This window comes from Mesorhizobium sp. WSM4307, assembly GCF_007003945.1.
Lineage (GTDB): Bacteria > Pseudomonadota > Alphaproteobacteria > Rhizobiales > Rhizobiaceae > Mesorhizobium.
This window is the reverse complement of sequence record NZ_VFTB01000005.1, coordinates 63,406-87,441: the sequence shown is the minus strand read 5'-3', so window position 1 is coordinate 87,441 and position 24,036 is coordinate 63,406. Positions and strand designations below refer to the sequence as shown.

Sequence of the window (24,036 nt, the reverse complement as noted above, 5' to 3'; positions counted from 1 at the left end):
CCGCACGCCGAGAGTGCCTCGGCGCACGAAAACTCCGGCCGGAATCGATGCCGTCGGAAGGTGTCAGCCGGCTTTCGAGCAGTCCGGCTTCGGCTCGCCGGGCAGCTTGCCGCCGGGATGGCCGGCGAGGTCGGGATTGGCCGTATAGAGCTGGTCGATGACCAGCGGCCGGTCGGGCAGGATCGACTGGTCTTCCGTCGACATCAGCGTGGTGTCGATCTTCTGCAGGACCGCGCCGTCGGGTCCCTTGATGCTGATGGCGATGGCATAGGGCTTGTTCTTGACGATGCATGTCAACGCCGGGCTCTCCAGGCTGACCTTGTCGAGCTTCGGCCAGACCTTCTGCTCGACCACCAAGGGCGCACCGCCGGCCGGGTTCTGGAAGCTGGCAACCGCCACCTGGCCCTCGCCCATCGGCTGCAAGGGCCGCAGCGTCACGACATAGGTCGCCCTGGCGAGACGGTAGTTGAAGACGAATATCTTGCCGGAAACCTCGAACAGCTTGCCCTCGCCGCCGGTGTCGCGGCAGGCGCCGAGGGTCGCTGCGGCAATCAACATGGCGCCGGCAACGAGCGCGCGTGAAAATCCTCTAGGCATCCTTGACCTCATGGGCCGCCATGCGGCGGCGACGATAGTGACGACTGGCCTTCTGCCGGTTGCCGCACACAGCCATATCGCACCAAAGCCGGCTGGAATTGCGGCTTCTGTCGACGAACAGCCAGGTGCAGTTGGGGCAGATCCTGAGCCTCGCGACCGTGTCGTCGCGCAGCAGCGAAAGGGCCGAGACCGCCAGCGCCGCCTCGAAGGGGATCGGCACACGGGGATCGCCGAACGGCCTTCCCGGTGCGCCGATCTCGGTCCGGCTGCCGGCCAGGCCTTCGGCACAGGCGCGCAGGAAATCGGGCAAGTCGGCGGTGGCGACCGCGCCATTCGACACCGCGCCGCGAAACAGCCGGTCGGTCGTCTCGCGGATCGACAGCACGACGGGTGCGATTGCCGTCGGCGAAGACACGGCAAGCCGCCGGTCGCCGAGTTCGGCGGCCCGAAAACCGCTGGCCGCGTCGGCGAAGCGGGCGATTTCGGCCGGATCGTCGAAGCGGTCGAACGTGCGCTCCGGATCGCCGCGCAGGACGACGGTGTTCGCCGTATCGAGCGCAAGCAGGCCGCCAGTGAAGCGGTGCGGGGTCCAGGCAACTGTCATGCTGCAAAATCTAACCAATAAATCGTGTTTGACAAGTTAGATTCGGCGATGCAAACCTCTTCTGCGCAGGGTATCGTCGCCTTTGTCTCGAGCATTCCGTCGTCCCAACCGCTGTCGGCGAGATGCTTTTGGTGTTGTTGAGCATGCTCTATTTCTTCCAGCAGGTGCTGAACGGGCTGCATTCCGGCGCGCTCTACGCGCTGCTCGCCTTCGGCTACGTGCTGATCAACGGCATCCTTCACCGCACCAACTTGGCCTATGGCGCGCTCTTCGCCTTCAGCGGCCAGGCAATGATCCTGAGCGTCGCCTTCGGCTACCAGGTGCTGTGGCTGACGCTGTTGGCGTCGGTGCTGTTCGGCGTCGTCGCGGCATTCCTCTATGCCGCGCTGATCAGCCATGTCCTGTCGCGCAGCGTCTTCGAACCGTTGGCCGACCGCACGCCCAACGCCATCGTGGTGACGACGCTCGGCATCCTGATCGTCCTGTCGGAAGCTAGCCGCATCGCCGCCGATACGCATGATCTGTGGCTGCCGCCAATGCTGGCACAGCCCATCGTCTTTGCCGAAGGCGCCGGCTTTAAGGCGACGCTGACGCTGATCCAGGTGCTCGACTGCGCGGTGGTGCTGGCGGCGGTCGCACTGGCCACCTCCGCCTTTGCCCGCTCCAGCTTCGGCCGGCGCTGGCGGGCCGTCTCCGACGACCCGCGCGCCGCCGCGCTGTGCGGCATCGACGTTCGCGGCGTGTTCCGGAACGCCGTGCTGCTCGGCGGCTTCTGCGCCGCGCTGGCCGGCGTCATGGCCAGCCTCTACTACGGCAATGTCAGCTTCGGTTCCGGTCTCGTCTACGGCCTGAAGATCCTGTTCGTGACCGCGGTCGGCGGCTATCTCTCGCCGCCACGGGCGGCTCTGGGTGCCGCCGCCTTCGGCATGGCCGAATCACTGTGGGCCGGCTATTTCCCGATCGAATGGCGCGATGCGTGGATGTATCTGTTCCTGGTGGCCATGCTGATCCTGATCGGCGCCGGCCGCGACACCGGCAAGGTCGTCTGAACCATCAGACTTTGGTTGCATGACGCCGGGGCAGACCGCCAGTCTCCGCCCCTCGCTTTCAGTTGATGCTGTTTTGTTGCTCCCATCCTTGTTGACCCGTCAGTCCACGCGCGGCATACCGTTGGACCAAGCGGCGTGACGGAATAAGGGGAGCCGACACGCCTCCGACAAAAGGGAGGAATGCATGGCAGGGCTTCTCGCTCTATCCAGGGTGATCGATCGCGCCAACGAATTCATCGGCAAATCGGTATCCTGGCTGATCCTGCTGGCGATCCTGGTGAGCGCGGCCAACGCCGTCATCCGCAAGATCTTCGACATATCGTCGAATGCCTGGCTGGAGCTGCAATGGTATTTGTTCGGCGCCGCCTTCATGCTGGCCGCCGCCTATACGCTGAAGCAGAACGACCATATCCGCATCGATGTCGTCTACGGCCTGTTTTCACGCCGCGTGCAGCACTGGATCGACCTTCTCGGCCATCTCATCTTCCTGATGCCGTTCGTGACGCTGATGGTCATCTATTTCGTTCCCTACGTCTCGCTGTCGTTTCGCAGCGGCGAGATGTCCAACAATTCCGGCGGGCTTATCATCTGGCCGGCCAAGGCCATCCTGCTGGTCGGCTTTTTCCTGCTGGCCCTGCAGGGCATCTCCGAAATCATCAAGAAGATCGCCATCATGCGCGGCGACATGGACGACCCCAATCCGTTCATATCGGCACATGAGCAAGCCGAACTCGAAGCCAAGGCACTGGCCGACGAGGTGCGCTCATGATGGAATTCATCGCCCAGAACATGGCGCCGATCATGTTCGCCTCGCTGATCATCTTCCTGCTGATCGGCTACCCAGTGGCCTTCTCGTTGGCCGCCAACGGCTTGATGTTTTTCTTCATCGGCGTGCTCCTCTCGCCCTATTCTGGTGGATCGATCAATCTCGCCTGGCCGCTTCTGCACGCACTGCCGGATAATTTCTACGGCAGCAGGGTGATGTCTAACGACACGCTGCTGGCCATTCCGTTCTTCACCTTCATGGGCATCGTGCTCGAACGATCTGGCATGGCCGAGGATCTGCTCGACACGATCGGCCAGTTGTTCGGTCCGATCCGCGGCGGCCTCGCCTATGCGGTGATCTTCGTCGGCGCGCTGCTGGCGGCGACCACCGGCGTGGTGGCGGCATCCGTCATTGCCATGGGTCTGATCTCGCTGCCGATCATGTTGCGCTACGGCTACGACCGGCGGCTGGCTGCCGGTGTTATCGCGGCATCCGGCACGCTGGCCCAGATCATCCCGCCATCACTGGTGCTGATCGTGCTTGCCGACCAGCTCGGCCGCTCGGTCGGCGACATGTACGCCGGCGCACTGATCCCGGGCATGGTGCTGACCGGCCTCTACGCGCTTTACGTCCTCATCGTATCGATCTTCCGGCCGAAAATGGTGCCGGCGCTGCCGCTCGAAGCACGCACGCTTGGCCACGGTGTTCTGTCGCTGCTGGTGGCGCTGGTGGTGGCGGTGGCCATCTCCTATGCCGCGTATCGCTATCTCGCGCCAGCTCATGGCGACAATGCCGACATTCTCGGCGCCACCGTAGGGGTGCTCTTCATCTACATCGTGGCAATTGCCGACAAACGCCTGAACTTCAACATGATGTCCAGGCTGGCGCAGCAGGTGATCATCGTGCTGATCCCGCCGCTGGCACTGATCTTCCTGGTGCTTGGCACCATCTTCCTCGGCATCGCCACCCCGACCGAGGGCGGCGCCATGGGCTCTGTCGGCGCGTTGATCATGGCGGCGGCAAAAGGCCGGCTGTCGCTGGACGTGATCAAGCAGGCATTGACCTCGACGACGCGGCTGTCGTCCTTCGTGCTGTTCATCCTGATCGGCGCGCGCGTGTTCTCGCTGACCTTCTACGGCGTCAACGGCCACATCTGGGTCGAACACCTTTTGATCTCGCTGCCGGGCGGCGAAGTCGGCTTCCTGATCGGCGTCAACATCCTCGTCTTCTTCCTGGCCTTCTTCCTGGATTTCTTCGAACTGGCCTTCATCATCGTGCCGCTGCTGGCGCCGGCGGCAGACAAGCTCGGCATCGACCTGATCTGGTTCGGCGTGCTGCTCGGCGTCAACATGCAGACCAGCTTCATGCATCCGCCCTTCGGCTTCGCGCTGTTCTACCTGCGCTCGGTCGCCGCGCGCGTGCCCTATCTCGACCGCCTTACCGGCAAGAAGATCGCGCCGGTGACGACCGGCCAGATCTATTGGGGCGCGGTGCCCTTCGTGCTGATCCAGGTGGTGATGATCGGACTGACCATCGCCTTCCCGCAAATGGTGATGCGCTACAAGGGCACGGTGATCGATCCGGGCACGATCGACTACAAGGTGCCGGAGGTGCCCGGCCTGTCGCCGCTCGGTACACCGCCGGCTGGTGGCACGGCCCCTGCCAATGGCGGCAGCGCACCGGCCGCGCCCGGCGCGCCGGACCTGTCGCAACCGCCGAGTTTCGGCGATGCGCAGCCGGCCAAGCCGGCGGCGCCGGACCTGTCGCAACCGCCAAGTTTCGGCGATGCACCGCCGGCCAAGCCGGCGGCGCCGGCGCCGGACCTTTCGCAGCCGCCGAGCTTCAATTGATGGGGACGGCGTCATGAAGGCGGTGCGGCTGGAGGCGGTGGGCAGCATTGCGCTGCGGGAAGTCGGCAAACCTGTCGCCGGCCCGGACGAGCTTCTGGTGCGGATCGAGGCCTGCGGCGTCTGCGGCACCGACCGGCATCTTTTCCACGGCGAATTTCCCTGCCGGCCGCCGGTGACGCCCGGACATGAATTTTCGGGCATCATCGAGGCGATCGGCAACGGTGTCTCCGGCTTTGCCGTCGGCGATCGTGTCACCGGCGATCCCAACATCGCCTGCGGACGGTGCCCGCATTGCCATGCCGGCCGGGTCAATCTCTGCCGCAATCTCAATGCCATCGGCATCCACCGCGATGGCGGCTTTGCCGAGTATGTCGTGCTGCCGCAGAAACAGGCTTTCATCCTGCCCGCCGAATTGCCGCCGACGCATGGCGCCTTCTGCGAGCCGCTCGGCTGCTGCCTGCATGGCGTCGACCTTGCCGAGATCAAGCCGGGCAGTTCGGTGATCGTGCTGGGCGGCGGCGTGATCGGCCTGCTGACCGTGCAATTGGCAAAACTGGCCGGTGCCACGACCATCATTCTGTCGACCAGGCAGGCCTCGCGGCGCACGCTTGCCGAAGCGCTCGGCGCGACGGCGACGGTCGATCCTACCGCCGGCGACGTCATCGATGCCATCGCGGGACCCGCAGGCATGATGCCCGGAGGCGCCGACGTAGTGTTCGAATGCGCCGGCGTGCGCGATACCGTCGAGCAGTCGATGCGGCTGGCAAGGGCCGGCGGCACCGTCGTCATCGTCGGCGTGACGCCGCAAGGCATGAAGGCGGAATTCGAGCCTTTCGACCTGCTGTTTCGGGAATTGAAGGTGGTCGGTTCGTTCCTCAATCCCTACACGCACCGCCGCGCCGCCCAATTGATCGCTTCGGGCGCGATCGAGATCGACCGGCTGATCTCCAGGCAGGTGCCGCTCGAAGAGGCGGTCGCCGTGATCGCCAACCCGCCGGCGCCCGGCGAGGTCAAGGTGCTGGTGGTGCCAGGTCGGGGCTGAACCAAAGGCCAGTCGCGCCGGACCCGCTTGCCGTTACGCCGCCTGGCACGCGGGGGCTTTAAATCGACGACCTCTACTGCATGGCGCCGGGCGGAATACTGGTCGAGGTTAGTTCCTCGCCAATCTGAAAAGAAAGACCCCGGACGAGCTGCCCGGGGTCTCTCGAACGAACGCGATGGGACAGTTTACAGCTTGCCGTTGCGCTGCTGGACCATCATGAAGGTGTCGTAATTGTATTCGGCCACCTGCGCCCAGAGATAGTGCTCCTTGCGGAAGCCCTTGATCGATTCCCAGATCTTCTTGAACGGCGCATTGGATGCCTCCATCTCGGCATAGACCTCGTTGGCCTTTTCGAAGCAGGCGGCCATGATCTCCTGGCTGAACGGACGCAGTTTGGCGCCGCCGGCGACCAGCCGCTTCACCGCCGCCGGGTTCACATAATCGTATTTCTGCAGCATGTCGGCATCGGCGGCCTGCGCGGCGGTGCGCAGCAGCGATTTGTAGGCCGGCGAAAGCTCTTCGTATTTCGCCTTGTTGAACATCAAATGCACGGTCGGGCCGCCTTCCCACCAGCCGGGATAGTAGTAATAGGGCGCGACCTTGTAGAAACCGAGCTTCTCGTCGTCATAGGGGCCGACCCATTCGGCGGCGTCGATCGTGCCTTTTTCCAGCGCCGGATAGATGTCGCCGCCGGCGATCTGCTGTGGCACGACGCCGAGCTTCTGCACCACCTTGCCGGCGAAGCCGCCAATGCGCATCTTGAGGCCCGAGAGGTCGGCGACCGCGTTGATTTCCTTGCGGAACCAGCCACCCATCTGCACGCCGGTGTTGCCGCCCGGCAGGCCGAAGAGACCTTGCGTGGCGAGGAACTCATTGAACAGGTCGATGCCGCCGCCATGGTAGTGCCAGGCATTCATGCCGCGCGCGTTGAGCGAAAAGGGAACCGCCGCGCCAAGCGCCCATGTCGGGTCCTTCCCCCAGTAATAATATGCCACCGTGTGGCAGGCTTCGACCGTGCCTGCCGTGGTGGCGTCGGCGGCCTGCAGGCCGGGCACGAGTTCGCCGGCGGCAAAGACCTGGATCTGGAAATTGCCGTCGGTGGCTTCCGACAGCATCTTGGAGAACACCTCGGCGCCGCCATAGATGGTGTCGAGCGACTTCGGGAAGGACGACGCAAGCCGCCATGTTACCTTGGGATTGGACTGGGCGATTGCCGGGGCCGCAAGCGTTGCCGCCGCCGCCGCGGCGCCGACGCCGGTCACGCCGGCCTTGCGAATGAATGAACGACGATCCATGCAATTCCTCCCTTTTGGACCAACAGACCGACATCCGGGAAATCCTCGGGCTCCCGTATCGGTTGGCCGAAACAATACACAGGCGAGAAGTCTAGTCCAGCACGGCGACCAGATTTGGTAACCGAGCCATGCAGCCCTGCAACTATAGTCTAACGTGCGGTTTCGTGGCCCATGCGACACGCCGAAACTTGGCATGGAAAAATGCCCGGGGATCGCCTATTTTGCAGGCAGGATATCCCTTGCCAGATGGAAAACAGACCCAAAATGCACCAGCCGCTCGTCGCCATATCGACCGACGTCCGTCAGTTCGACAACTACACCTGGCATGCCGCCCCGCAGCAATATCTGGAAGCGGCGGTTGCCGGCGCCGGCGTGTTCCCGCTGCTGGTGCCGTCGTTCGGCGACAGGCTCGACTTCGATGAACTGCTGTCCTCGGTCGACGGCGTCATGGTCACCGGCTCGAAATCCAACGTGCACCCCTCGCTCTATGGTGGCGATGCCAGCGAAGCCAACGGTCCCTATGATCCGGCGCGCGACGCCACCACGCTGCCGCTGATCCGTCGGGCGATCGAGCGCGGCGTGCCGCTGCTTGCCATTTGCCGTGGCATCCAGGAGTTGAACGTGGCGCTCGGCGGCACGCTGGGCACCGAGATCCAGGAGCGCGAGGGTTCGCTCGATCACCGCGCGCCGGCGAGCGACCAACAGGACGAGCGCTTCGCCATCCACCAGACCATTTCGATCAAACCGGGCAGTTGCCTGGCCGGTGTGTTCGGCGCCGGCGAGATCAAGGTCAATTCGCTGCACCGCCAGGCGATCGATCGGCTCGGGTCGAAGCTCGAGATCGAGGCGGTCGCCACGGACGGCACGGTCGAAGCGGTTTCGGTCAAGGGAGCACGCGCCTTCGCCGTCGGTGTCCAATGGCATCCGGAGTACTGGGTCAACTCGGACAGCAACTCGGTCAAGATTTTTCGCGCCTTCGGCGATGCGGTGCGCCTGCACGCCGCCGCGAAGGCTGGCTCGCGGGCCGCGGCGGAGTAATCAGCCGCCGGTGTTGCGGTCGCCCGCCAGCGACAGCAAGGGCGTGGCAGGCGCATAGGATTCGTAACCCTCGCCATCAGCCACGGCGAAGGTGACAATCGGGTCGATGCCGTTGGCGCTGAAGGCGACCGTGCCGTCATTCTGCTGGCGCCAGAACTTTGCCCGTTCTATGCCAGGCATCAGACGACGGCATGTCGAAGCAACAGTGAGCAGGGACAGGCCATCCGAAATTTCGGCCCCGCGGCTCACCGCGCAGGCCCTCTCATCGCCATTGGCGACCAGCCTGTAGGTGTTGGATGGCGTGACCTCGTTGGCGACGCTTTCCCCATTGCCGTCATGAAACAGATGAACGCCGCCAAACAAGGCGGCGGCGGCGATCAATGCGAAAAGCGTTTTCATTCTGTCTCATCCACGCACACGGGCCGGATAGAGAATGATTTCAAAGGGTTAAGCTGGCGTTAATAAATGTGGCGGAGCCACTGCGGGCGTCAACGAATGCCGAAGACGAAACCGTCGAACTATTGCGGGACGGCCGGCGGATAGTGATCTGAAAGGAGTTTGAAGAGCCACTCGCGCTCGACATCGGTGGCTGCCGAACCAATCTCGACCCTCTGGGCACCAGAGTCGACTGTCAGGCGATTGCGAGTATCGCCGTCGCGAAGTCTCAGCGATTTGAGCTGCATCCGGTCGAACCGGCGCTCGGTCCGCTTCGAAAACAGCTGCGTCCAGGCGGAGGCGCCGTAGGATGGCATCTTGAACGGCGGCAACCCAGGGTCATGGCTGACCCCGGCCGCATCGAGCCTTATCACTTCGGGCACGGAGCGCCGGAAAATGCGGCGAACCATGAGCATTGCGAAGATGCCGCCGACTGTCCAAGCGCAGAGCCAGAAGGCAACAAACGCCGTAGGCCCGCCGAACGGCCTGGTAACGAGCTGATATGCGGCTGTCATCTCACCGAAGGCCCAACCACCTAGCCAGCAAAGAACGAATATGCCGATCAGGTAGTTGGCGAAGGGCCGCCTTGGATACGGAATTGAAATGATCTGGTCCCGGCCATTGGTGGCGACCAAAATCGTGGAATTGTCAGGCAGCTTCACCGTCATCGGTTTGCCTTCGCTAGCCGCGAGCCTTCACATGCGCCGTCTCCGGCACCGGCGTCAGCGGACGGCGCTCGGTGAACCAGGACACCAGATTGTCGACGCACAGATCGGCCATGGCGCGGCGTGTGTGCTCCGAGGCCGAGCCGACATGCGGCAACAGGGAGGCGTTGGGGGCGTCGAGCAGCGCCTTGGGCACATTCGGCTCGTCGGCGAAGACGTCGAGCCCGGCGGCGGCGATGGTGCCGCCGGCAAGCGCCGCCGCGAGTGCCGCCTCGTCGACGGTGCTGCCGCGGCCGATATTGACGAAGACGCCGTTGGCGCCAAGCGCCGACAGGATCTCGGCATTGACCGCCTTCTGCGTAGAAGCGCCACCAGGCGCCACCGAAATCAGCGTATCGACCGCTTCCGCAAGACCTTTCAGCGTCGGGTGATACTGATACGCAAGACCTTCGACGCGACGCCGATTGTGATAGGCGACCGGCAGGCCGAACGCCTCGAGCCGCCGGGCGATGGCCTGTCCGATGCGGCCCATGCCGAAAATCCCGACGCGGCGGGCGCGCAAGGTCAGCCGGCTCAGCGGATAGTTGCCCTTGCGCACCCAGCTGCCGTCGCGCAGCCAGTTTTCCGCGCGCGGCAGGTCGCGGATCGTGTTGATCAACAGCCCGACCGCGGTGTCGGCGACCTCCTCGGTCAGCACGTCGGGCGTGTTGGTGACCATGATGTTCTTCGCCGCCGCATGGCCGACATCGACCGAATCATAGCCGACGCCGAAGGAGGCGATGAGTTCGAGATTGGGCAGCGCATCCATCATAGCCGCGCTGATGCCGGCAAAGGAAGCAATGCCACGCACCATGCGGCGCATCTCGTCGGTGACCAGCGCCGGATCGGCGCGCTCGATCCTGATCTGTTTGAAGGTACGGTCGATGCGCCGGACGGCATGGTCGCTGAAGTCCGCCGGCACCAGAATGGCGACGGCTTGCAGCTGTTCGGCCTTGGTCATGCCCGCTCCACCGGCTTGCCGGTCGACTGGCGCACATGCAGCTCCGGCTTGATCAATTCCTGCGAGGGCCGCACCGTCTGCCCATTGAGCTTGTCGAGCAGCGCGCTGGCGGCGCGGCGGCCGACCTCGCGCTGGCCGTTCCAGACGGTGGTCAGCGCCGGCGTGGCGATCGCCGCCTCCTCGAGATCGTCATAGCCGGTGACGGAGATGTCGATGCCCGGCACCAGGCCGGCGCGCGCAATGCCGTTCATCAGGCCGATGGCGACGAGGTCGTTCCAGCAGCAGGCGGCGGTCGGTCTGTCCTTCAGCGCCAGGAACTGCCCGGCGGCCTCGAAGCCGGCCTGCTTGGTGCGCGGACCGGCGATGCGCCAGGACGGCCTGACTTCGAGCCCTGCCGCCTCCATGGCGTTGACATAGCCCTGATAGCGGTCGCGGCCGGTCGAGGTCTGGTCGGTGCCGCCGATCATGGCGATGCGCTTGTGGCCGAGCGAGATCAGATGGTTGGTGGCAAGCCCGGTGCCATAGGAATCGTCGCCGCGAAACACCGGCACGTCGGCGCCCTCGACGGTGCGGGCGATCAGCACCGCCGGCAGGCCGTTTTCCTCGGCCATCAGTATGTCGGCGGCCGGGGTGCCGATGGCCGGCGACATGATGACGCCGTCGGCGCCGAGCTGCAGCAGCGTGTCGATGAAGGTTCGCTGCTTTTCGAGCTGGTCGTAGTGATTGGACAGGATGAAGGTCTGCCGGCTGCGGTCGAGCTCGCTCTCGATCGAGCGCAGGATCTCGGCGAAGAACGGGTTCATGATGTCGTGCACGACGACGCCGACAATGCCCGAACGCGAGGTGCGCAGGCTGGCGGCGCGGCGGTTGTAGATATAGCCGATAGCGCGCGCATGTTCCTTGATGCGGTCGCGCGTCGCGCCGGCCACCAGCGGGCTGTCGCGCAACGCCAGCGACACGGTGGCCGTGGACACGCCGAGTGCATCGGCGATCGTCGAAAGCTTGATTTTTTGTGCCAGCGCCTTGCGCTCCCCGAACGAGCTGAATTGCGACTTAAACTGTTTAAAGGCGGCGTTATGCCACCGATCGGGGGCAAATCAAAGTTTTTTTGCCAGCGCCTCGGCCTCGACATCGGAGGCCGCGCGGCTCCGCAGCCGAAGCCGGTGCTCGCGATGGACGATGTAGAGGCCGCTGGCAACGATGATGGCGGCGCCGACCAGCGTCCAGCGATCCGGGAACTGCTTGAAGATGATCCAGCCGGAAATGATCATCCAGACCATCTGCGAATAGGGATAGGGCGCCAGTGCCGTGGTCGTCGCCAGCCGATAGGCCTGGACCAGAAGCCAGTGCCCGACACCGCCGAACACGCCAAGCATGAGCAGGATGAACCAGTGCCAGCCATCATGCGGCAGCGAGAAGGAAAACGGCAGCATGGGCAAAAGCAGCACCGTCGGCGCCAGCGCCGAAAACAGGATCAGGCTTTCCGACGTCTCCGTCGACGACATGCGGCGCGTCATGATGACATAGAAGCAGTTCGACAGCATCGAGCCGAGTGCGAAGAGATGGCCGATGCCGAAGACGCCGACACCTGGCCTTGTGATGATGAGGACCCCGGCGAACGCGGCCAGAATGGCCAGCCAGCGCCGCCAGCCGGCCCATTCGCCGAGCAGCGGGCCGGCAAGCGCGGTGATCACCATCGGCCCGAAGAAATAGATCGACGTCGTCTCGGCCAGTTGCAGGGAGCGCAGGGCCAGGATGTTGCACATGGTCGAGCCGAACAGGAACACGCCGCGCAGCACATGCGCCGGCAGGTTGACCGGGCGAAACCGCAGCGGATCGCGCCAGCCGCGCAGGAGGGTGCCGACCAGCACGACATGCACGGCAAAGCGCACCCAGGCGACGATCAGCGCCGAAACGCCGGCAAGGACGAGATATTTGCTCGAGGTGTCGAGGAAGGTGAAGAAGACATAGGTGGTCAGCATGCACAGGATCGCCACCGGCGGCGTCGCGCTTTCGACATATCTTTGGGAAGCATTCACTTGCAGGCCGGGGGAAAAGCTGGGCTGAAGCGCACCTTTGCGGGAATTGTCGCTTGCCGGCAAGCCAAAAGCGCCTGGCACAACAAGACGTTCCGACAGGCTTAGCCCCGTCTCGCATGCGATGGCCCAAACCGCCATCGCCGCCTGGGTCAGGCCTCAGCCTGGCCGCATGTCGATCGGCGTCGCAACCATGCTGCCTTGACGACACGCATCTTTTGCGCCTAGCTCTGATGCCATGAACATCGCAATGGCTTTGGTCGTCGTAAGGGAGCGCATGGGCAGGATGGTGTAACCATCCGGCGAAAGCACCCATGCGCGGTAAGCAGGCTCCTGACGGGGCCTTTTTTTATGCCCGGAATTCGGGCCACCCGTCAGACCCCTCACTTCAATCCCCCGACAAGGCGAGCGAGATCATGGCGAGCGACAACCCCATTCGGCGTCCGGCTATAGGCACAATCGGTAGCACGAGGGTCTCCGAACCGGCTGCTCCACCCCGACTGATTACACTTATCCTGCTTTCGGCTCTTGCCGTGTTGCCGGTGAACATGATTTTGCCGTCGCTGCCGAACATTGCCGTAACGTTTCATGCCGATTTCGCCTTGGTCAATCTGTCGGTTGCCGGCTTTGCGATCATCACCGCCGTCATGGAGGCCATCGGGGGTGTAATATCGGACCGATTTGGGCGCAGGCCGGTCGTCCTGGCATCTCTCTCGATCTTCGTCGCGGCGTCCATCGGCTGCGCTGTGGCTCCTAATATCGGCACCTTCCTTCTGTTTCGCGCGATGCAGGCGTGCATCGGCCCCTGCTATTCGGTCGCTCTGGTGATCATCAAGGAGACATCGGACGAGCGCGAAGCCGCCAGCAAATTCGGTTATCTCGCCATGGGGTGGGCGCTCGCGCCCATGGTCGGTCCTTTGTTCGGCGGTTCCCTGGACGAACTGTTCGGATGGCGGTCAAGTTTCGTTGTCTTTGCGATCCTGGGTGCAGCCGCCTTCGCCCTATCCATGCGCGAGATCAGAAGAATTCCATTGCCGAGATCGCGTGGGAATTACGTTGTCGCCTATGGGCTTCTCCTGCGTTCGGCGCGGTTTTGGGCTTACACGCTGTGCATGGCTGCCTCGATGGGCGTCCTTTACGTCTTCCTGGGAGGAGCGCCATTGGTCGTCGGCGACGAGCTCGGTAGGTCAAGCGCGAAGCTCGGCTTCTACATGGGATTGGTCCCTACCGGTTTCATTCTCGGCAGCTATCTGGCCGGGCGCTACGCCTCGAAAACCTCGCTGGGCGCCATACTCGTTCTTGCGCGCCTCCTGACCTGCGCCGGTCTGCTGGCCGGCCTGGCCCTGTCAAGCCTTGGTATCACGCACGTCCTGGCCTTCTTTGGGCCTTGCTTGTTCATCGGCGTCGGCAATGGATTGACCATGCCCGCGGCCAACAGCGGCGCCTTGTCCGTACGACCGGATCTGGTCGGCACCGCCGCGGGACTGGCTGCCGCGATGCGGATCGGCGGCGGGGCGCTCATAGCCTCCATCGCCGGCCTCTTCCTGGCGAGGTCGATCCCCGCGCTGTTCGTGACGATGCTGATATCAGCGGCCCTCGCATTGCTGGCGGCGCTGTATGCAGATGCTCTCGATCGGCGGCAGCCAGCCGATTGAGTGTCGCTATGCCTGCATGCGGGCGCCCTTGGTGATCTTGTCGACCACCTTCTTGTCGGCGCGCAGCGCGATGCCAACCACCTGGGCGTCTTCGGGCGCGAATTGTGCGAAGACGGCGCGGTTGGCGGCATCGAAGCCGGTGGAAAACATCTCCTCCACATAGAGCGAAGTCGTCACGCCGCGCTCCAGCGCGCGCCGGTGGATCGTGGCCAGGGTCGCCTGATCTGCCGACAGCACGATGACCGGCTGGATCGACAGCGGATTGTAGAGATTGCCCGAGCGGTCGCGATAGGGCTCGCCGATGATGTCGGGAAACTGCGCGACAATGCCGCTGGTCAGGAAGGCGGTGACGTTGAGTTTCTGCCAGACGGGCAGGTCTTCCCGCAGGACGATTGCAAATTTCGTATCGAACATGAGAAAAGACCATTCGAGGTTAGGCCGCGACTACGAGGCTGAAGGAGACGATGTCGTTCGAAATAGACCGGCAGGCCTCTAGGGGTCTTGGACGTTTGTGCGCGGATGCGGCGGAGAACTGCATCATTTCCGCACCCGACCCCGCCGGCATGGAGCGGATCGAGGCGCGCTTTCATGGCAGCGCCTTCGACCTGCATCGTCATGACACCTACGCGATCGGGGTGACGCTGCATGGCGTGCAGACCTTTCGCTATCGCGGTGCGACGCGATTGAGCCTGCCCGGCCAGATCATCGTGCTGCATCCCGACGAACTGCATGATGGCGGCGCCGGCACCGAGGACGGGTTGCGCTACAGGATGCTCTATCTCGAACCGTCTCTGATGCTGGACTGCCTTGGCGGCGCGTCGTTGCCCTTCGTCAGGGATGCCGTGGTGCGGGACGAAGCCTTCTGCGCCACGCTGCTTTCAGCGCTGGGGCCGCTGCAGCAGGAACTCGACGAGCTGTTCGTCGATGACTTTCTCACGCAACTAATGCATGGCCTGGCACGGCATGCCGGCGAGCCGGCAAAGCCGATGGCCCGGACGGCATGGCGGGCGGCGACGCTGGCGCGGGACTATCTTACGGAGAACGCAATGCGCCCGGTGCGTTCCGGCGAATTGGAAGCCGTCACCGGACTGGACCGCTACGCCTTATCGAGGCATTTCCGCGCCGCCTTCTCGACCAGCCCGCATCGTTTCCTGGTGATGCGCCGGCTTCAGCGCGCGCGGCGGATGATTACCGCCGGCGAGCCCCTGGCGCAGATCGCGGTCGAGGCTGGCTTCACCGACCAGAGCCATTTCAACAGGCAATTCAAGAAGGCATTCGGCATGACGCCGGGGCGTTGGTCCTCGCTGATCCGGGACGCGGCTCCTGCAGGGGCCTGATCACTCGTCCGCCTCGGCGTCGTCGTCGATCAGCACAAGCTCCTCGTTGGAGAGATTGGCCTCGATGCGGGCCAGCAGCTTGAACAGCGCCTTCTGGTCTTTCTTGTCGAGGCCCTTCAGCGCCTGTTTTTCGGTCTTCTTCACCGATTTCTCGATGGCGTGGATGATATCGCGGCCAGTGTCGGTGAGGAAAATATGAGCCTGACGGGCGTCGGCCGACGAGGCGCGCTTTTCCAGGAAGCCCTGCGCCTGCAGCCGGTTGATGGTCTTGGTGATGGTGGGCGGGCGCACGCCGAGGCGGCCGGCGAGATTGCCAGGCGTCTGGCCGTCCTCGCGGTCGAGCGCCAGCATGATCTGGTCCTGGCCGGCATAGAAGCCGTGCGCCAGGAGCCGGGCCGCCAGCGCGGTTCTTGCCAGCCTTGCCGCCGAATGCAGCCGGCTCATTGTTGCAGTTTTGTCCGCCTTGGCCATGATCATCCCCTCTTCGGCCATACCGGTAGCGACAGCATAGACGCAGCCGGCCGGTTGGCAATCGACGATAAAAAGAATCCGGCGCGTGAAACAGCTTTGCCGGCAAGCATTGCGGTGCCCGCCGTGGCTAATGCCAGATGTTTATTTCAGTTAGATGACAAACGACTTTTCGCCGCACGGGAATCGCCGCAAAGGTGGGGCACGCGTGACGTGAGACGCGGCTTGCTCGCGACAAAGGCGCACTTTCGCAGTCATCCGGCACGCCGATATCGCAGTGGCCGGGCCAAGAGCTTTGGCCCATCGGTTTGCCCCGTGCAAAAGCCCCGCACACATCCTATATGGAGCCGAGAATCCCTTTTTCGCGGCCTGGATTTCAAGGCCCAGTCATCTCGAGGCAAGCCATGAGCGACGCACAGACGCAGATCCCCGTAACCGTTCTCACCGGCTATCTCGGCGCCGGCAAGACGACGCTGCTCAACCGCATCCTGTCGGAGAACCATGGCAGGCGCTACGCGGTCATCGTCAACGAATTCGGCGAAATCGGCATCGACAACGACCTGATCGTGGAATCCGACGAGGAAATCTATGAGATGAACAATGGCTGCGTCTGCTGCACGGTGCGCGGCGACCTGATCCGCGTCGTCGAGGGCCTGATGCGCCGGCCCGGCCGCTTCGACGCCATCGTGGTCGAGACAACCGGTCTCGCCGATCCGGTGCCGGTGGCGCAGACCTTCTTCATGGACGACGACGTACGCTCCAAGACCAAGCTCGATGCGGTGGTGGCGCTGGTCGATGCCAAGCACCTGCCGCTCAGGCTCAAGGATTCCAAGGAAGCCGAGGACCAGATTGCCTTCGCCGATGTGGTCGTCCTCAACAAGACCGATCTCGTCACCCCGGAAGAGCTCGCCAAGGTCGAGGCGACGATCCGCGCCATCAATCCGGCGGCCAGGATCCATCGCACCACGCGCGCCGGCGTCGCCCTGTCGGAAGTGCTCGACCGCGGCGCCTTCGACCTCTCCCGGGCGCTGGAGAACGATCCGCATTTCCTCGAGGCGCATGACGATCACGACCACGATCACGATCATCACGACCATGATGGCCACGATCACCACCACCATGATCATGACGGGCATGACCACCACGAACACGCGCATCCCTCAGACATCCATGATGTGACGGTGCAGTCGGTGTCGTTGCGCGGCGGCGAGATGGACCCGAAGAAATTCTTCCCATGGATCGAGAAGATCACCCAGATGGAAGGCCCCAACATCCTGCGGCTGAAAGGCATCATTGCCCTGAAAGGCGATGATGAACGCTACGTCATCCAGGGCGTGCACATGATCATCGAGGGCGACCATCAGCGCGCCTGGAAAGACGGCGAGAAACATGAGAGCCGGCTGGTGTTCATCGGCCGCGAACTGGACGCCGAGCGGCTGAAGAAGAGTTTCGAGGCCTGCCAGGCCTAGTCAGGCTTTGCCGTGCGGTTCCAGGCTAGATGTAAAGGAAGACGGACGGGTGCGTCACAGCGAGGGCGTCCTTGAAATGGTCGAATGATCGGCTTTGACCAACAGGCGATGGCTAGCGCGAAGTACATCTGTGATCGAGGAGGTGCTCGGCTGCCCTTCCCCAATTTACCAGAATATAGAATCCCGGCCTCGCGTCAGCCAGCGTTGCACCGGCGACGAGTACATTTAGATCATCCATAGCATGTCGTGCCTGAGGCAAACCGGCAACAACCAAGCCAACCACGTTAGTGGTTCGCAGATCCGGCTCATCCACTGCCATTATCCAATAGGGTCGCCCGTTCAACATCAATGGAAACGGTTGCCAGGCCGCGTCTTGCTTCGGCCCATCTGAGGCAAGCGTCCTTTCAACCGACTCCAGCAAGCAATCGACGTGGATGTGCAACTGATCCTGGGACCGCTCAAATCGGGAATTCACCGCCAGACCAACGGCTGATCGTGGCAGGCCGTGTCCGAGTCTTGCTTCGACTTTCTGCCGGGCTTCCCATGCCCGGTTCCATAGTTGGGCGCTATCAGTGGAACGGGCGGATGGGCTCTCCAAGCCCGCAACGGCTGTGATTGGGGCCACCACAAACTCGGTCCGGTGTAGAGGTGATTTGATGAGCACTGACCCGTAATCCCCTTGCTCGGTCAGTATCACCTCGTCGCAGGGGAAGGCGACGCCAAACCGCGTACTTGCAAGTGCGCAGGTCTGCACCGTCTCCCACAGTATTTTGCGTCTGAGGAAAGCGTAGCCGGCAGCGACTGACAAAGCGACCAACAATGTCACGAACAGCCGAAGGCCCCTGCGCTCCAAGAAGCCCAGCACATTGTTCCTTTCTCAAACGACCGGAGCGAGCGGCGCGAGCATCGCCAGGAACATGGTTCGGGTCATCATACAATCGCAGGGTGCGGAAGTTCCGTTCCCACCTGGAAATCACGATCGGTGATGTTATCCCCGTTCCGTTGGGGATCGGAAGATGTCCAACCCGCCATCGGGCGGGGCTGGAGGTCAACTGCTCGCCGCCGCCTCGTTGCGCTGCCTGCGGCTTGCCGGCGAAGGCGGCGGGATCCTGCTCATCATCGATGCCAAGAGCGACCGGGTCCGCAAGGTGGTCTGCCAGCTGTGGTGCAGAGCGCCTCCAGGGATCGGCTTTGACCCTGGCGATGCCATTGGCGACGTTTGCAACTGAACTGCGAGCCAACGGGCTGCTTTGACCAGATTACAGCCTCTTGCCGCCTCGCCGATCCTCCGAGGTTGCCGGAACCCTAAACGTCGAGTAAGCCCCTGCAACCGCTGCAATTCAACTGAATAAAGATACCCATGCCCACAGTTGCCCCCCTCGACCTCGAAGGCCATTGCGTAGCCGCCGTCTTCCTTGGCGACGTGCCGCATTTCGCGCTGGCCGATGGCGCCGTCCATCGGCTCGACAATGGCCACAAGACCATCCAGGCCAATGACGGGCTGCTCGCCGCCTTCCACGATGCGGCCAACGACCGGCTGATCACCGGCGGCGAGGACGGCAAGGTGTTTTCCGTGAAGACAGGCGGCGAACTCGCCGAAGTGGCGAGCGCCGGGAAGAAATGGATCACCAGCGTCGCCGCCGGGCCGCAGGGCGCCGTCGCCTATGCGACGGGCAAGACCGCCTTCGTGCGCTTCGCCGATGGCAAGACCAGGGAATTTGCCCATCCGCGCTCGGTCGAGGGGCTGGCGTTTTCGCCCAAGGGCATGCGCTTCGGCGTTGCCCGCTACAATGGCGCGACGCTGCATTTCCCGGCCGCCGAGGGCAAGCCGGTGGAACTCGAATGGGCCGGCGCCCATACCGGCATCACCTTCTCGCCTGACGGCGCTTTCCTCGTCACCACCATGCAGGAAAACGCCCTGCATGGCTGGAAATTGGCCGACGGCAAACACATGCGCATGACCGGCTATCCCGGCAAGGTCAAAAGCCTGTCATGGAGCGTCAAAGGCAAATGGCTGGCGAGCTCCGGCGCGCCGGCGGCGATCGTCTGGCCGTTTTCGGGCAAGGACGGACCGATGGGCAAGGCGCCGCTGGAACTCGGCACGCGCGGCAACACGATGGTGACTTGCGTGGCATGCCATCCAAGCCAGGATGTCGTGGCGATCGGCTATGAGGACGGCATGGTCATTGCCGCGCGCTTCGCCGACGCCAAGGAAGTGCTGTTGCGCCGGCAGGGCAAGGGCGCCATCACCTCGATGATGTGGGACAGGGAAGAGCGCCGCATCGCCTTCGGCAGCGCGGCCGGCGATTGCGGTGTCATAGACATCACGGCCTGAATTCACCGCGCTCGCGCGGCCAGCCGAAGAGGCTTGCGCCGCAGCGACAGCCCGTCGCGCATGTTGAGCGACAGCAGTGCGATATTCGTTGCGCCGGCTGCCAGTTCGATCGTCTGGACGACTACGAAAAACTTGTCGAAGCGACCAGCCGCGGCAAAGCTGCTGAGCAGGAAGGCGCAGGGCACGAGGACCAGCAATCCGTTGGCGGCGATGATGCGCATGCGCCACTTCTTGCGTGCCACGACCGGGCTCTTCCAGCCCTTGCCGAGTGAAAAGCCCGATGCGCCGGCAACGATCATCGCCGGGATGAGCACCGCCATGCCGGCCAGCACACAGTTCTTGACCGTTGTGATCGCTGCCGCGTCGCCGAGCAGTTCGGCCGTGGCGGTCGACAGCCAGAAAGCCGACACCGTGGTGAGCGCGATGGCGCCCGCCGCTGCATGAATTCTGGTTTTCATTTCCATCTCCATAGCAAGCTATATATCATTGCATAGCATGCTATTCAACTATTATCTGGCAGGCATGACATTTCACAAGGAACGATCCGCGGGATTCCTGGCCAATCACATGGCGCGGTTGTTTGCCAACGGCCTGCAGCAGCGCATCCGGCCACTCGGCTTGGCGCCCGCTCAGTTCATGACGCTGCTGGCGTTGTGGGATGATGATGGCCTGACGCAACGCGAACTCGTGCAGCGTCTCAGCGTGGAACAAGCGACGATGGCCAACACGCTGATTCGCATGGAACGTGACGGGCTGATCGAACGACGCCTGCACCCCGAAGACGGGCGCTCGCAATCAATCCATCTCACCGCGAAAGCCGTTGGCCTGCGCGAGCCGGCGACACAGGCCGCGCGCTCACAGAACGAGGTGGCACTGACCAGCTTCAGCGAGGACGAGCGGCTGGTGTTTCTCGACCTGATGCGGCGCGCCATCGCCTCGATGCAGGCAGGCTGACGCAATCGATCGGCCACCCTACTCAGCCCCGCACGAAACCTTGCCCGTCAATTCAGCCGGCTTGCCATCCTTGTCGATGTCGGCGCCATTGTCATAGACGGCAAGCGTGTATTGCCCGTCATAGACGCCTTCGTCGCTGGCCTTGGTCAGGATCGTCAGTTCGACCGAATTGAAGGCGTTTGCCGCCTCGTGTTCGTGGTAGATGTTCAGCCGCAGTTCCTTGTCGTCCAGCCAGTACTGGGTCAGATTGGAATCCTCGAACACCGTCTTGCGCAATCCATCGCCAGCCGGCCTCGCCTTGATTTCGAGGTCGCCGCGAAAGTTGAAGGTCGGGCCGCCCATGCCTCTGGTGACGCCGGCGCCGACATCGAATGTCACAGCCGTATCGTCGACATTGCACCAGATGCCGCCCGAGGCAAAGGCCGTGCCAGCCGACGCCAGGAGCATTGCCACACAGATGATCGTCCGCATTTTTGTTCGCCCACCTCAAATTCCGCTCATATTGGCGCCGACTTCGCCAGCACGGTCAAGCAGCGCCCAAGCGGCGCCGCAGGCGGCTGAGCCAATGCAGGGGGGGCGCGCGGCCAATTGCGGTTGCGGATATGGATTGGCTAAGAGGGACGGACGAGAGGGGTTTTCATGCACAGCAGCGACAGTTCAAAGACCATTGGCGGCATAAGCCGCGATCGCATCGCGCAATTGCGCGAGACCGAAGGCGCGGCCTTCCGCGCGGCGCGGCCGAAATCGCAAGCCAAGGTCGGCAACGGCCTGCCCGGCTTCTTCGGCGGCGTGCCGATGCACTGGATGAACGACTGGCCGACACCATTTCCGATCCTGGTCGACAGCGCCAAAGGTGCTGCGATCACCGACATAGACGGCAACAGGCTCGACGATTTCTGCCTTGGCGACACCGGCTCGATGTTCGGCCATTCGCCGCCACCGGTGGCGCGCGCCATCCGTCGCCAGGCCGGGCGCGGCCTGACCTATATGCTGCCCTCGGAAGACGCGCTTGCCATCGGGCCGCTGCTGCAGCAGCGTTTCGGCCTGCCATTCTGGCAGATCGCGACGACGGCGACCGATGCCAACCGCTTCGCGCTGCGTGTTGCCCGCGCCGTCACCGGGCGCGAAAAGATCCTGGTGTTCAACGGCTGCTACCACGGCTCGGTCGACGAGACGATGGTGCGGCTGATCGACGGCAAGCCGGTCAACCGGCCCGGATTGGCGGGCGAATTCCGCGACCTGACCCGTACGGCGAAAATCATCGAGTTCAACGATGTTTCAGCACTAGAAGCAGCCCTCAAAGACAGGGACGTGGCCTGCGTCATCGCTGAGCCGGTGCTGACCAATTCCTGCATGGTGCCGGCCGATCCCGGCTTCCATGACGCGCTGCGAAAGGCGACCCGCGAGACCGGCACGCTGCTCCTGATCGACGAGACGCACACGATCTCGACCGGCCCCGGCGGCTACACCAGGAAATACGGGCTCGAACCCGACTTCTTCGTGCTGGGCAAGCCGATCGCCGGCGGCGTGCCGGCAAGCGTGTGGGGCATGAGCGACGAGGTCGCCTCGCGCTACGCCGATTACAACAGGACCAAGGAGCCCGGCTATTCCGGCATGGGCACGACGCTGTCGGCCAACCCGCTGCAGTTCGCCGCCATGCGCGCCACGCTCGAAGAGGTGATGACGGTGGAGAATTATGACCGCATGGACCATCTGGCGCGACGGCTCGATGCCGGACTGACCGGGGTGATCGACCGCTATCGCCTGCCCTGGCATGTCGCCCGCGTCGGCGCCCGCGTCGAATTCATCTGCGCACCTGGGCCGTTGCGCAACGGCGCGCAAGCCGAGACCGCGCATGCGCCGGAACTGGAGGCCGCCATCCATGTCGCGCTGGTCAATCGCGGCGTGCTGATCGCGCCCTTCCACAACATGATGCTGATCTCGCCGGCGACATCTGGCGCGCAGGTCAACCGGCTGATCGCCGCCTTCGGCGCGGTTGCGGCAAAGCTTGCGGCATGAGACAAGCGGCTATGGACAATGCCATCGTGACCTCCCCTTCGGGGTCCTCGCCCGCCGAGGCGCAAGCCTTTCTCGACGCCCATCCCGAAATCGAAGCCTTCGATATCGTGCTAACCGACGCCAATGGCGTCGGCCGCGGCAAGATCGTGCGCCGGCATGAGCTGAAAAGCATTTTCGAGGGCGGCCGGCACATGCCGATCTCGATCCTCGGCCTCGACATCACCGGCGAGGACGTGCACGAGACCGGACTGATCTGGACCACAGGCGACGGCGACCTCCGGGCCTGGCCGATCCCCGGCACGCTGGTGCCGCTCTACGGCACCAATCCGCCGCGCGGCCAGGTGCTGATGGCGATGTATCATCTCGACGGCCAGCCGATGTCGTCGGACCCGCGGCTGGCGCTTGCCCGGCAGGTCGGCATCCTCGCGGCCAAGGGGCTTTACCCGGCGGGCGCCTTCGAACTGGAATTCTTCCTGCTGGCCAATGAGCGCGACGCCGACGGCAAGGTGCAGCCGGCGCGCGCCGTGCTCGACGGCCGCGTTTCGGGCAAGACGGAGGTCTACTCCGTCGATCATCTGCACGGCATGGAGCCGCTGTTCTCCGACATCTACGCCGCCGCCAAGGCGCAAGGCATCCCGGCCGAGACGGTGATATCGGAATATGCGCCCGGCCAGTACGAGCTGACGCTGAACTACCGCAAGGATGTGATGCGGGCCGCCGACGACCTCGTCATGCTGAAGCGGCTGGTGCGGGCGCAGGCGCGCCGCCACGGCGTGACCGCCTGTTTCATGGCCAAGCCGATCGAGAAATATGCCGGCTCGGGAATGCATTTCCACGTCTCGCTGCAGGACAGAGCCGGCCGCAACGTCTTTGCCGAAGCCGGCGGCGAGAGCTGGTCGCTACCCCTGTTGCAAGGGCTCGGCGGGCTGATCCAGACGATGGCGGAATCGATGCTGGTGTTTGCGCCGCACGCCAATTCCTGGCGGCGCTTCGTCTCGCAATCCTATGCGCCGGTGGCGCCGACCTGGGGCGTCAACAACCGCTCGGTGGCGCTGCGCGTGCCGGCTGGCGACGCCAAGAACCGGCGCATCGAGCACCGGCCGTCCGGCGTCGACGCCAATCCCTACCTGATCGCCGCGACGGTTCTGGCCGGCATCATCAAAGGCCTCGACGAAGGGCTTGATCCCGGCCCCGAAACGACCGGCAATGGCTATGAAGCGGCCGTCACCCGCACGACGATGCCGGCGGACTGGCGCGCCGCGATCGAAGCGGCCAAGGCCTCCAGCTTCCTGAAAGGTGCGCTGGGCGAGGACCTGCACCGCACTTTCGTGGCCATCAAACAGTCCGAATATCTGCGCGTGGCACGCACGGTGAGCGAACTGGATTATCATCTCTATCTGCACGAGGTTTGAGGAAAGGAAC

At 63.7% G+C, this 24,036-nt stretch carries 24 protein-coding genes and 1 pseudogene; 13 read left to right on the top strand and 12 right to left on the bottom strand.

The genetic code is table 11. The annotated features are described in order from the left end of the window. Positions 1 to 63: 63 nt before the first annotated feature. Together FJV83_RS13150 and FJV83_RS13145 are read right to left on the bottom strand one after the other, a co-directional pair. Entirely contained in the window at positions 64 to 597 is a 534-nt protein-coding gene (locus tag FJV83_RS13150; protein ID WP_095771593.1) for a hypothetical protein, read from the bottom strand. Continuing rightward, entirely contained in the window at positions 590 to 1,201 is a 612-nt protein-coding gene (locus tag FJV83_RS13145; RefSeq protein WP_095771592.1) for a CGNR zinc finger domain-containing protein, read from the bottom strand. The genes FJV83_RS13150 and FJV83_RS13145 overlap by 8 nt, the downstream gene beginning before the upstream one ends. A gap of 143 nt (positions 1,202 to 1,344) precedes the next feature. Here FJV83_RS13145 and FJV83_RS13140 point away from each other — a divergent pair, with 143 nt between their 5' ends. The 4 genes from FJV83_RS13140 to FJV83_RS13125 all read left to right on the top strand — a co-directional run bounded on the left by FJV83_RS13140 (position 1,345) and on the right by FJV83_RS13125 (position 5,908). Beyond that, positions 1,345 to 2,250: a branched-chain amino acid ABC transporter permease gene (locus FJV83_RS13140; RefSeq protein ID WP_095771934.1), complete on the top strand. Its 906-nt coding sequence runs from the start codon at positions 1,345 to 1,347 to the stop codon at positions 2,248 to 2,250. 184 nt (positions 2,251 to 2,434) lie between these two features. Beyond that, a complete protein-coding gene (locus FJV83_RS13135; RefSeq protein WP_095771591.1) occupies positions 2,435 to 3,019 on the top strand; it encodes a TRAP transporter small permease subunit in 585 nt (194 codons plus the stop codon). Beyond that, positions 3,016 to 4,866: a TRAP transporter large permease subunit gene (locus FJV83_RS13130; RefSeq protein ID WP_095792052.1), complete on the top strand. Its 1,851-nt coding sequence runs from the start codon at positions 3,016 to 3,018 to the stop codon at positions 4,864 to 4,866. Before FJV83_RS13135 ends, FJV83_RS13130 begins: the two co-directional genes overlap by 4 nt. A 13-nt stretch (positions 4,867 to 4,879) precedes the next feature. Then, the gene (locus FJV83_RS13125) at positions 4,880 to 5,908 is read left to right on the top strand and encodes a zinc-dependent alcohol dehydrogenase family protein (protein WP_095792053.1); all 1,029 of its coding nucleotides are present in this window, start codon (positions 4,880 to 4,882) and stop codon (positions 5,906 to 5,908) included. 185 nt (positions 5,909 to 6,093) lie between these two features. Here FJV83_RS13125 and FJV83_RS13120 read toward each other — a convergent pair whose 3' ends face one another. Next, complete coding sequence (locus tag FJV83_RS13120; RefSeq protein WP_142886111.1) at positions 6,094 to 7,203, bottom strand: TRAP transporter substrate-binding protein; 1,110 nt, start codon at positions 7,201 to 7,203, stop codon at positions 6,094 to 6,096. Between the two features lie 246 nt (positions 7,204 to 7,449). On the opposite strand from FJV83_RS13120, the gene FJV83_RS13115 reads away from it, so the two are divergent. Next, positions 7,450 to 8,241 carry a gamma-glutamyl-gamma-aminobutyrate hydrolase family protein gene (locus FJV83_RS13115; protein WP_246691852.1) on the top strand — a complete coding sequence of 264 codons (792 nt, stop codon included), beginning with the start codon at positions 7,450 to 7,452 and terminating at the stop codon, positions 8,239 to 8,241. On the opposite strand, the gene FJV83_RS13110 is transcribed toward FJV83_RS13115, so the two are convergent. The 5 genes from FJV83_RS13110 to FJV83_RS13090 form a co-directional block, all read right to left on the bottom strand. Beyond that, on the bottom strand, positions 8,242 to 8,640 hold the full coding sequence (locus tag FJV83_RS13110; protein WP_142886110.1) for a hypothetical protein: 399 nt from the start codon (positions 8,638 to 8,640) through the stop codon (positions 8,242 to 8,244). 119 nt (positions 8,641 to 8,759) lie between these two features. Beyond that, on the bottom strand, positions 8,760 to 9,344 hold the full coding sequence (locus FJV83_RS13105) for a hypothetical protein (protein ID WP_142886109.1): 585 nt from the start codon (positions 9,342 to 9,344) through the stop codon (positions 8,760 to 8,762). A 13-nt stretch (positions 9,345 to 9,357) separates the two neighbouring features. After that, on the bottom strand, positions 9,358 to 10,341 hold the full coding sequence (locus tag FJV83_RS13100; RefSeq protein ID WP_095771586.1) for a 2-hydroxyacid dehydrogenase: 984 nt from the start codon (positions 10,339 to 10,341) through the stop codon (positions 9,358 to 9,360). After that, positions 10,338 to 11,360 carry a LacI family DNA-binding transcriptional regulator gene (locus FJV83_RS13095; protein WP_095771585.1) on the bottom strand — a complete coding sequence of 341 codons (1,023 nt, stop codon included), beginning with the start codon at positions 11,358 to 11,360 and terminating at the stop codon, positions 10,338 to 10,340. Before FJV83_RS13095 ends, FJV83_RS13100 begins: the two co-directional genes overlap by 4 nt. Before the next feature lie 78 nt (positions 11,361 to 11,438). Further along, positions 11,439 to 12,380 carry a DMT family transporter gene (locus tag FJV83_RS13090; RefSeq protein ID WP_095771932.1) on the bottom strand — a complete coding sequence of 314 codons (942 nt, stop codon included), beginning with the start codon at positions 12,378 to 12,380 and terminating at the stop codon, positions 11,439 to 11,441. Between the two features lie 311 nt (positions 12,381 to 12,691). On the opposite strand from FJV83_RS13090, the gene FJV83_RS13080 reads away from it, so the two are divergent. Next, positions 12,692 to 14,032 (top strand): multidrug effflux MFS transporter, encoded by a 1,341-nt coding sequence (locus tag FJV83_RS13080; protein ID WP_142886108.1) that lies wholly within the window; start codon positions 12,692 to 12,694, stop codon positions 14,030 to 14,032. Positions 14,033 to 14,038: 6 nt separating this feature from the next. On the opposite strand, the gene FJV83_RS13075 is transcribed toward FJV83_RS13080, so the two are convergent. Then, positions 14,039 to 14,446, bottom strand: a complete 408-nt coding sequence (locus FJV83_RS13075; protein WP_095771583.1) for a DUF2000 family protein — start codon at positions 14,444 to 14,446, stop codon at positions 14,039 to 14,041. A gap of 50 nt (positions 14,447 to 14,496) precedes the next feature. Here FJV83_RS13075 and FJV83_RS13070 point away from each other — a divergent pair, with 50 nt between their 5' ends. Then, a complete protein-coding gene (locus FJV83_RS13070; RefSeq protein ID WP_142886107.1) occupies positions 14,497 to 15,369 on the top strand; it encodes an AraC family transcriptional regulator in 873 nt (290 codons plus the stop codon). On the opposite strand, the gene FJV83_RS13065 is transcribed toward FJV83_RS13070, so the two are convergent. Then, a complete protein-coding gene (locus FJV83_RS13065; RefSeq protein WP_095771931.1) occupies positions 15,370 to 15,840 on the bottom strand; it encodes a MarR family winged helix-turn-helix transcriptional regulator in 471 nt (156 codons plus the stop codon). It lies immediately after the preceding gene. Positions 15,841 to 16,241: 401 nt separating this feature from the next. On the opposite strand from FJV83_RS13065, the gene FJV83_RS13060 reads away from it, so the two are divergent. From FJV83_RS13060 to FJV83_RS13045, 3 genes and pseudogenes are all read left to right on the top strand, one after another. Then, on the top strand, positions 16,242 to 17,306 hold the full coding sequence (locus tag FJV83_RS13060) for a GTP-binding protein (RefSeq protein WP_142886106.1): 1,065 nt from the start codon (positions 16,242 to 16,244) through the stop codon (positions 17,304 to 17,306). Positions 17,307 to 18,343: 1,037 nt separating this feature from the next. Beyond that, positions 18,344 to 18,560: pseudogene (locus FJV83_RS13050) on the top strand (GNAT family N-acetyltransferase); the annotation flags it as partial. A gap of 106 nt (positions 18,561 to 18,666) precedes the next feature. Beyond that, positions 18,667 to 19,641, top strand: coding sequence for a WD40 repeat domain-containing protein (locus tag FJV83_RS13045; protein ID WP_142886105.1), 975 nt, complete (start codon positions 18,667 to 18,669; stop codon positions 19,639 to 19,641). 2 nt (positions 19,642 to 19,643) lie between these two features. Here FJV83_RS13045 and FJV83_RS13040 read toward each other — a convergent pair whose 3' ends face one another. Next, a complete protein-coding gene (locus FJV83_RS13040) occupies positions 19,644 to 20,099 on the bottom strand; it encodes a hypothetical protein (RefSeq protein ID WP_095792176.1) in 456 nt (151 codons plus the stop codon). A 64-nt stretch (positions 20,100 to 20,163) separates the two neighbouring features. Here FJV83_RS13040 and FJV83_RS13035 point away from each other — a divergent pair, with 64 nt between their 5' ends. Further along, complete coding sequence (locus tag FJV83_RS13035) at positions 20,164 to 20,595, top strand: MarR family transcriptional regulator (protein ID WP_142886104.1); 432 nt, start codon at positions 20,164 to 20,166, stop codon at positions 20,593 to 20,595. An 18-nt stretch (positions 20,596 to 20,613) separates the two neighbouring features. Here the strand turns inward: FJV83_RS13035 and FJV83_RS13030 are convergent, their stop codons facing one another. Continuing rightward, complete coding sequence (locus FJV83_RS13030) at positions 20,614 to 21,066, bottom strand: hypothetical protein (protein ID WP_142886103.1); 453 nt, start codon at positions 21,064 to 21,066, stop codon at positions 20,614 to 20,616. 168 nt (positions 21,067 to 21,234) lie between these two features. Between FJV83_RS13030 and FJV83_RS13025 the strand changes: the two genes are divergently transcribed. Together FJV83_RS13025 and FJV83_RS13020 are read left to right on the top strand one after the other, a co-directional pair. Beyond that, positions 21,235 to 22,614: an aspartate aminotransferase family protein gene (locus tag FJV83_RS13025; RefSeq protein WP_095789436.1), complete on the top strand. Its 1,380-nt coding sequence runs from the start codon at positions 21,235 to 21,237 to the stop codon at positions 22,612 to 22,614. 11 nt (positions 22,615 to 22,625) lie between these two features. Then, complete coding sequence (locus FJV83_RS13020; protein WP_095771576.1) at positions 22,626 to 24,026, top strand: glutamine synthetase family protein; 1,401 nt, start codon at positions 22,626 to 22,628, stop codon at positions 24,024 to 24,026. The last annotated feature ends 10 nt before the right edge of the window (positions 24,027 to 24,036 follow it).

Excerpts from the sequence above, each read along its gene's own strand:
- FJV83_RS13150 (WP_095771593.1), bottom strand. The coding sequence starts at position 597 with ATGCCTAGAGGATTTTCACGCGCGCTCGTTGCCGGCGCCATGTTGATT.
- FJV83_RS13145 (WP_095771592.1), bottom strand. The coding sequence starts at position 1,201 with ATGACAGTTGCCTGGACCCCGCACCGCTTCACTGGCGGCCTGCTTGCG.
- FJV83_RS13140 (WP_095771934.1), top strand. The coding sequence starts at position 1,345 with ATGCTCTATTTCTTCCAGCAGGTGCTGAACGGGCTGCATTCCGGCGCG.
- FJV83_RS13135 (WP_095771591.1), top strand. The coding sequence starts at position 2,435 with ATGGCAGGGCTTCTCGCTCTATCCAGGGTGATCGATCGCGCCAACGAA.
- FJV83_RS13130 (WP_095792052.1), top strand. The coding sequence starts at position 3,016 with ATGATGGAATTCATCGCCCAGAACATGGCGCCGATCATGTTCGCCTCG.
- FJV83_RS13125 (WP_095792053.1), top strand. The coding sequence starts at position 4,880 with ATGAAGGCGGTGCGGCTGGAGGCGGTGGGCAGCATTGCGCTGCGGGAA.
- FJV83_RS13120 (WP_142886111.1), bottom strand. The coding sequence starts at position 7,203 with ATGGATCGTCGTTCATTCATTCGCAAGGCCGGCGTGACCGGCGTCGGC.
- FJV83_RS13115 (WP_246691852.1), top strand. The coding sequence starts at position 7,450 with ATGGAAAACAGACCCAAAATGCACCAGCCGCTCGTCGCCATATCGACC.
- FJV83_RS13110 (WP_142886110.1), bottom strand. The coding sequence starts at position 8,640 with ATGAAAACGCTTTTCGCATTGATCGCCGCCGCCGCCTTGTTTGGCGGC.
- FJV83_RS13105 (WP_142886109.1), bottom strand. The coding sequence starts at position 9,344 with ATGACGGTGAAGCTGCCTGACAATTCCACGATTTTGGTCGCCACCAAT.
- FJV83_RS13100 (WP_095771586.1), bottom strand. The coding sequence starts at position 10,341 with ATGACCAAGGCCGAACAGCTGCAAGCCGTCGCCATTCTGGTGCCGGCG.
- FJV83_RS13080 (WP_142886108.1), top strand. The coding sequence starts at position 12,692 with ATGCGCGGTAAGCAGGCTCCTGACGGGGCCTTTTTTTATGCCCGGAAT.
- FJV83_RS13075 (WP_095771583.1), bottom strand. The coding sequence starts at position 14,446 with ATGTTCGATACGAAATTTGCAATCGTCCTGCGGGAAGACCTGCCCGTC.
- FJV83_RS13070 (WP_142886107.1), top strand. The coding sequence starts at position 14,497 with ATGTCGTTCGAAATAGACCGGCAGGCCTCTAGGGGTCTTGGACGTTTG.
- FJV83_RS13065 (WP_095771931.1), bottom strand. The coding sequence starts at position 15,840 with ATGGCCAAGGCGGACAAAACTGCAACAATGAGCCGGCTGCATTCGGCG.
- FJV83_RS13060 (WP_142886106.1), top strand. The coding sequence starts at position 16,242 with ATGAGCGACGCACAGACGCAGATCCCCGTAACCGTTCTCACCGGCTAT.
- FJV83_RS13045 (WP_142886105.1), top strand. The coding sequence starts at position 18,667 with ATGCCCACAGTTGCCCCCCTCGACCTCGAAGGCCATTGCGTAGCCGCC.
- FJV83_RS13040 (WP_095792176.1), bottom strand. The coding sequence starts at position 20,099 with ATGAAAACCAGAATTCATGCAGCGGCGGGCGCCATCGCGCTCACCACG.
- FJV83_RS13035 (WP_142886104.1), top strand. The coding sequence starts at position 20,164 with ATGACATTTCACAAGGAACGATCCGCGGGATTCCTGGCCAATCACATG.
- FJV83_RS13030 (WP_142886103.1), bottom strand. The coding sequence starts at position 21,066 with ATGCGGACGATCATCTGTGTGGCAATGCTCCTGGCGTCGGCTGGCACG.
- FJV83_RS13025 (WP_095789436.1), top strand. The coding sequence starts at position 21,235 with ATGCACAGCAGCGACAGTTCAAAGACCATTGGCGGCATAAGCCGCGAT.
- FJV83_RS13020 (WP_095771576.1), top strand. The coding sequence starts at position 22,626 with ATGGACAATGCCATCGTGACCTCCCCTTCGGGGTCCTCGCCCGCCGAG.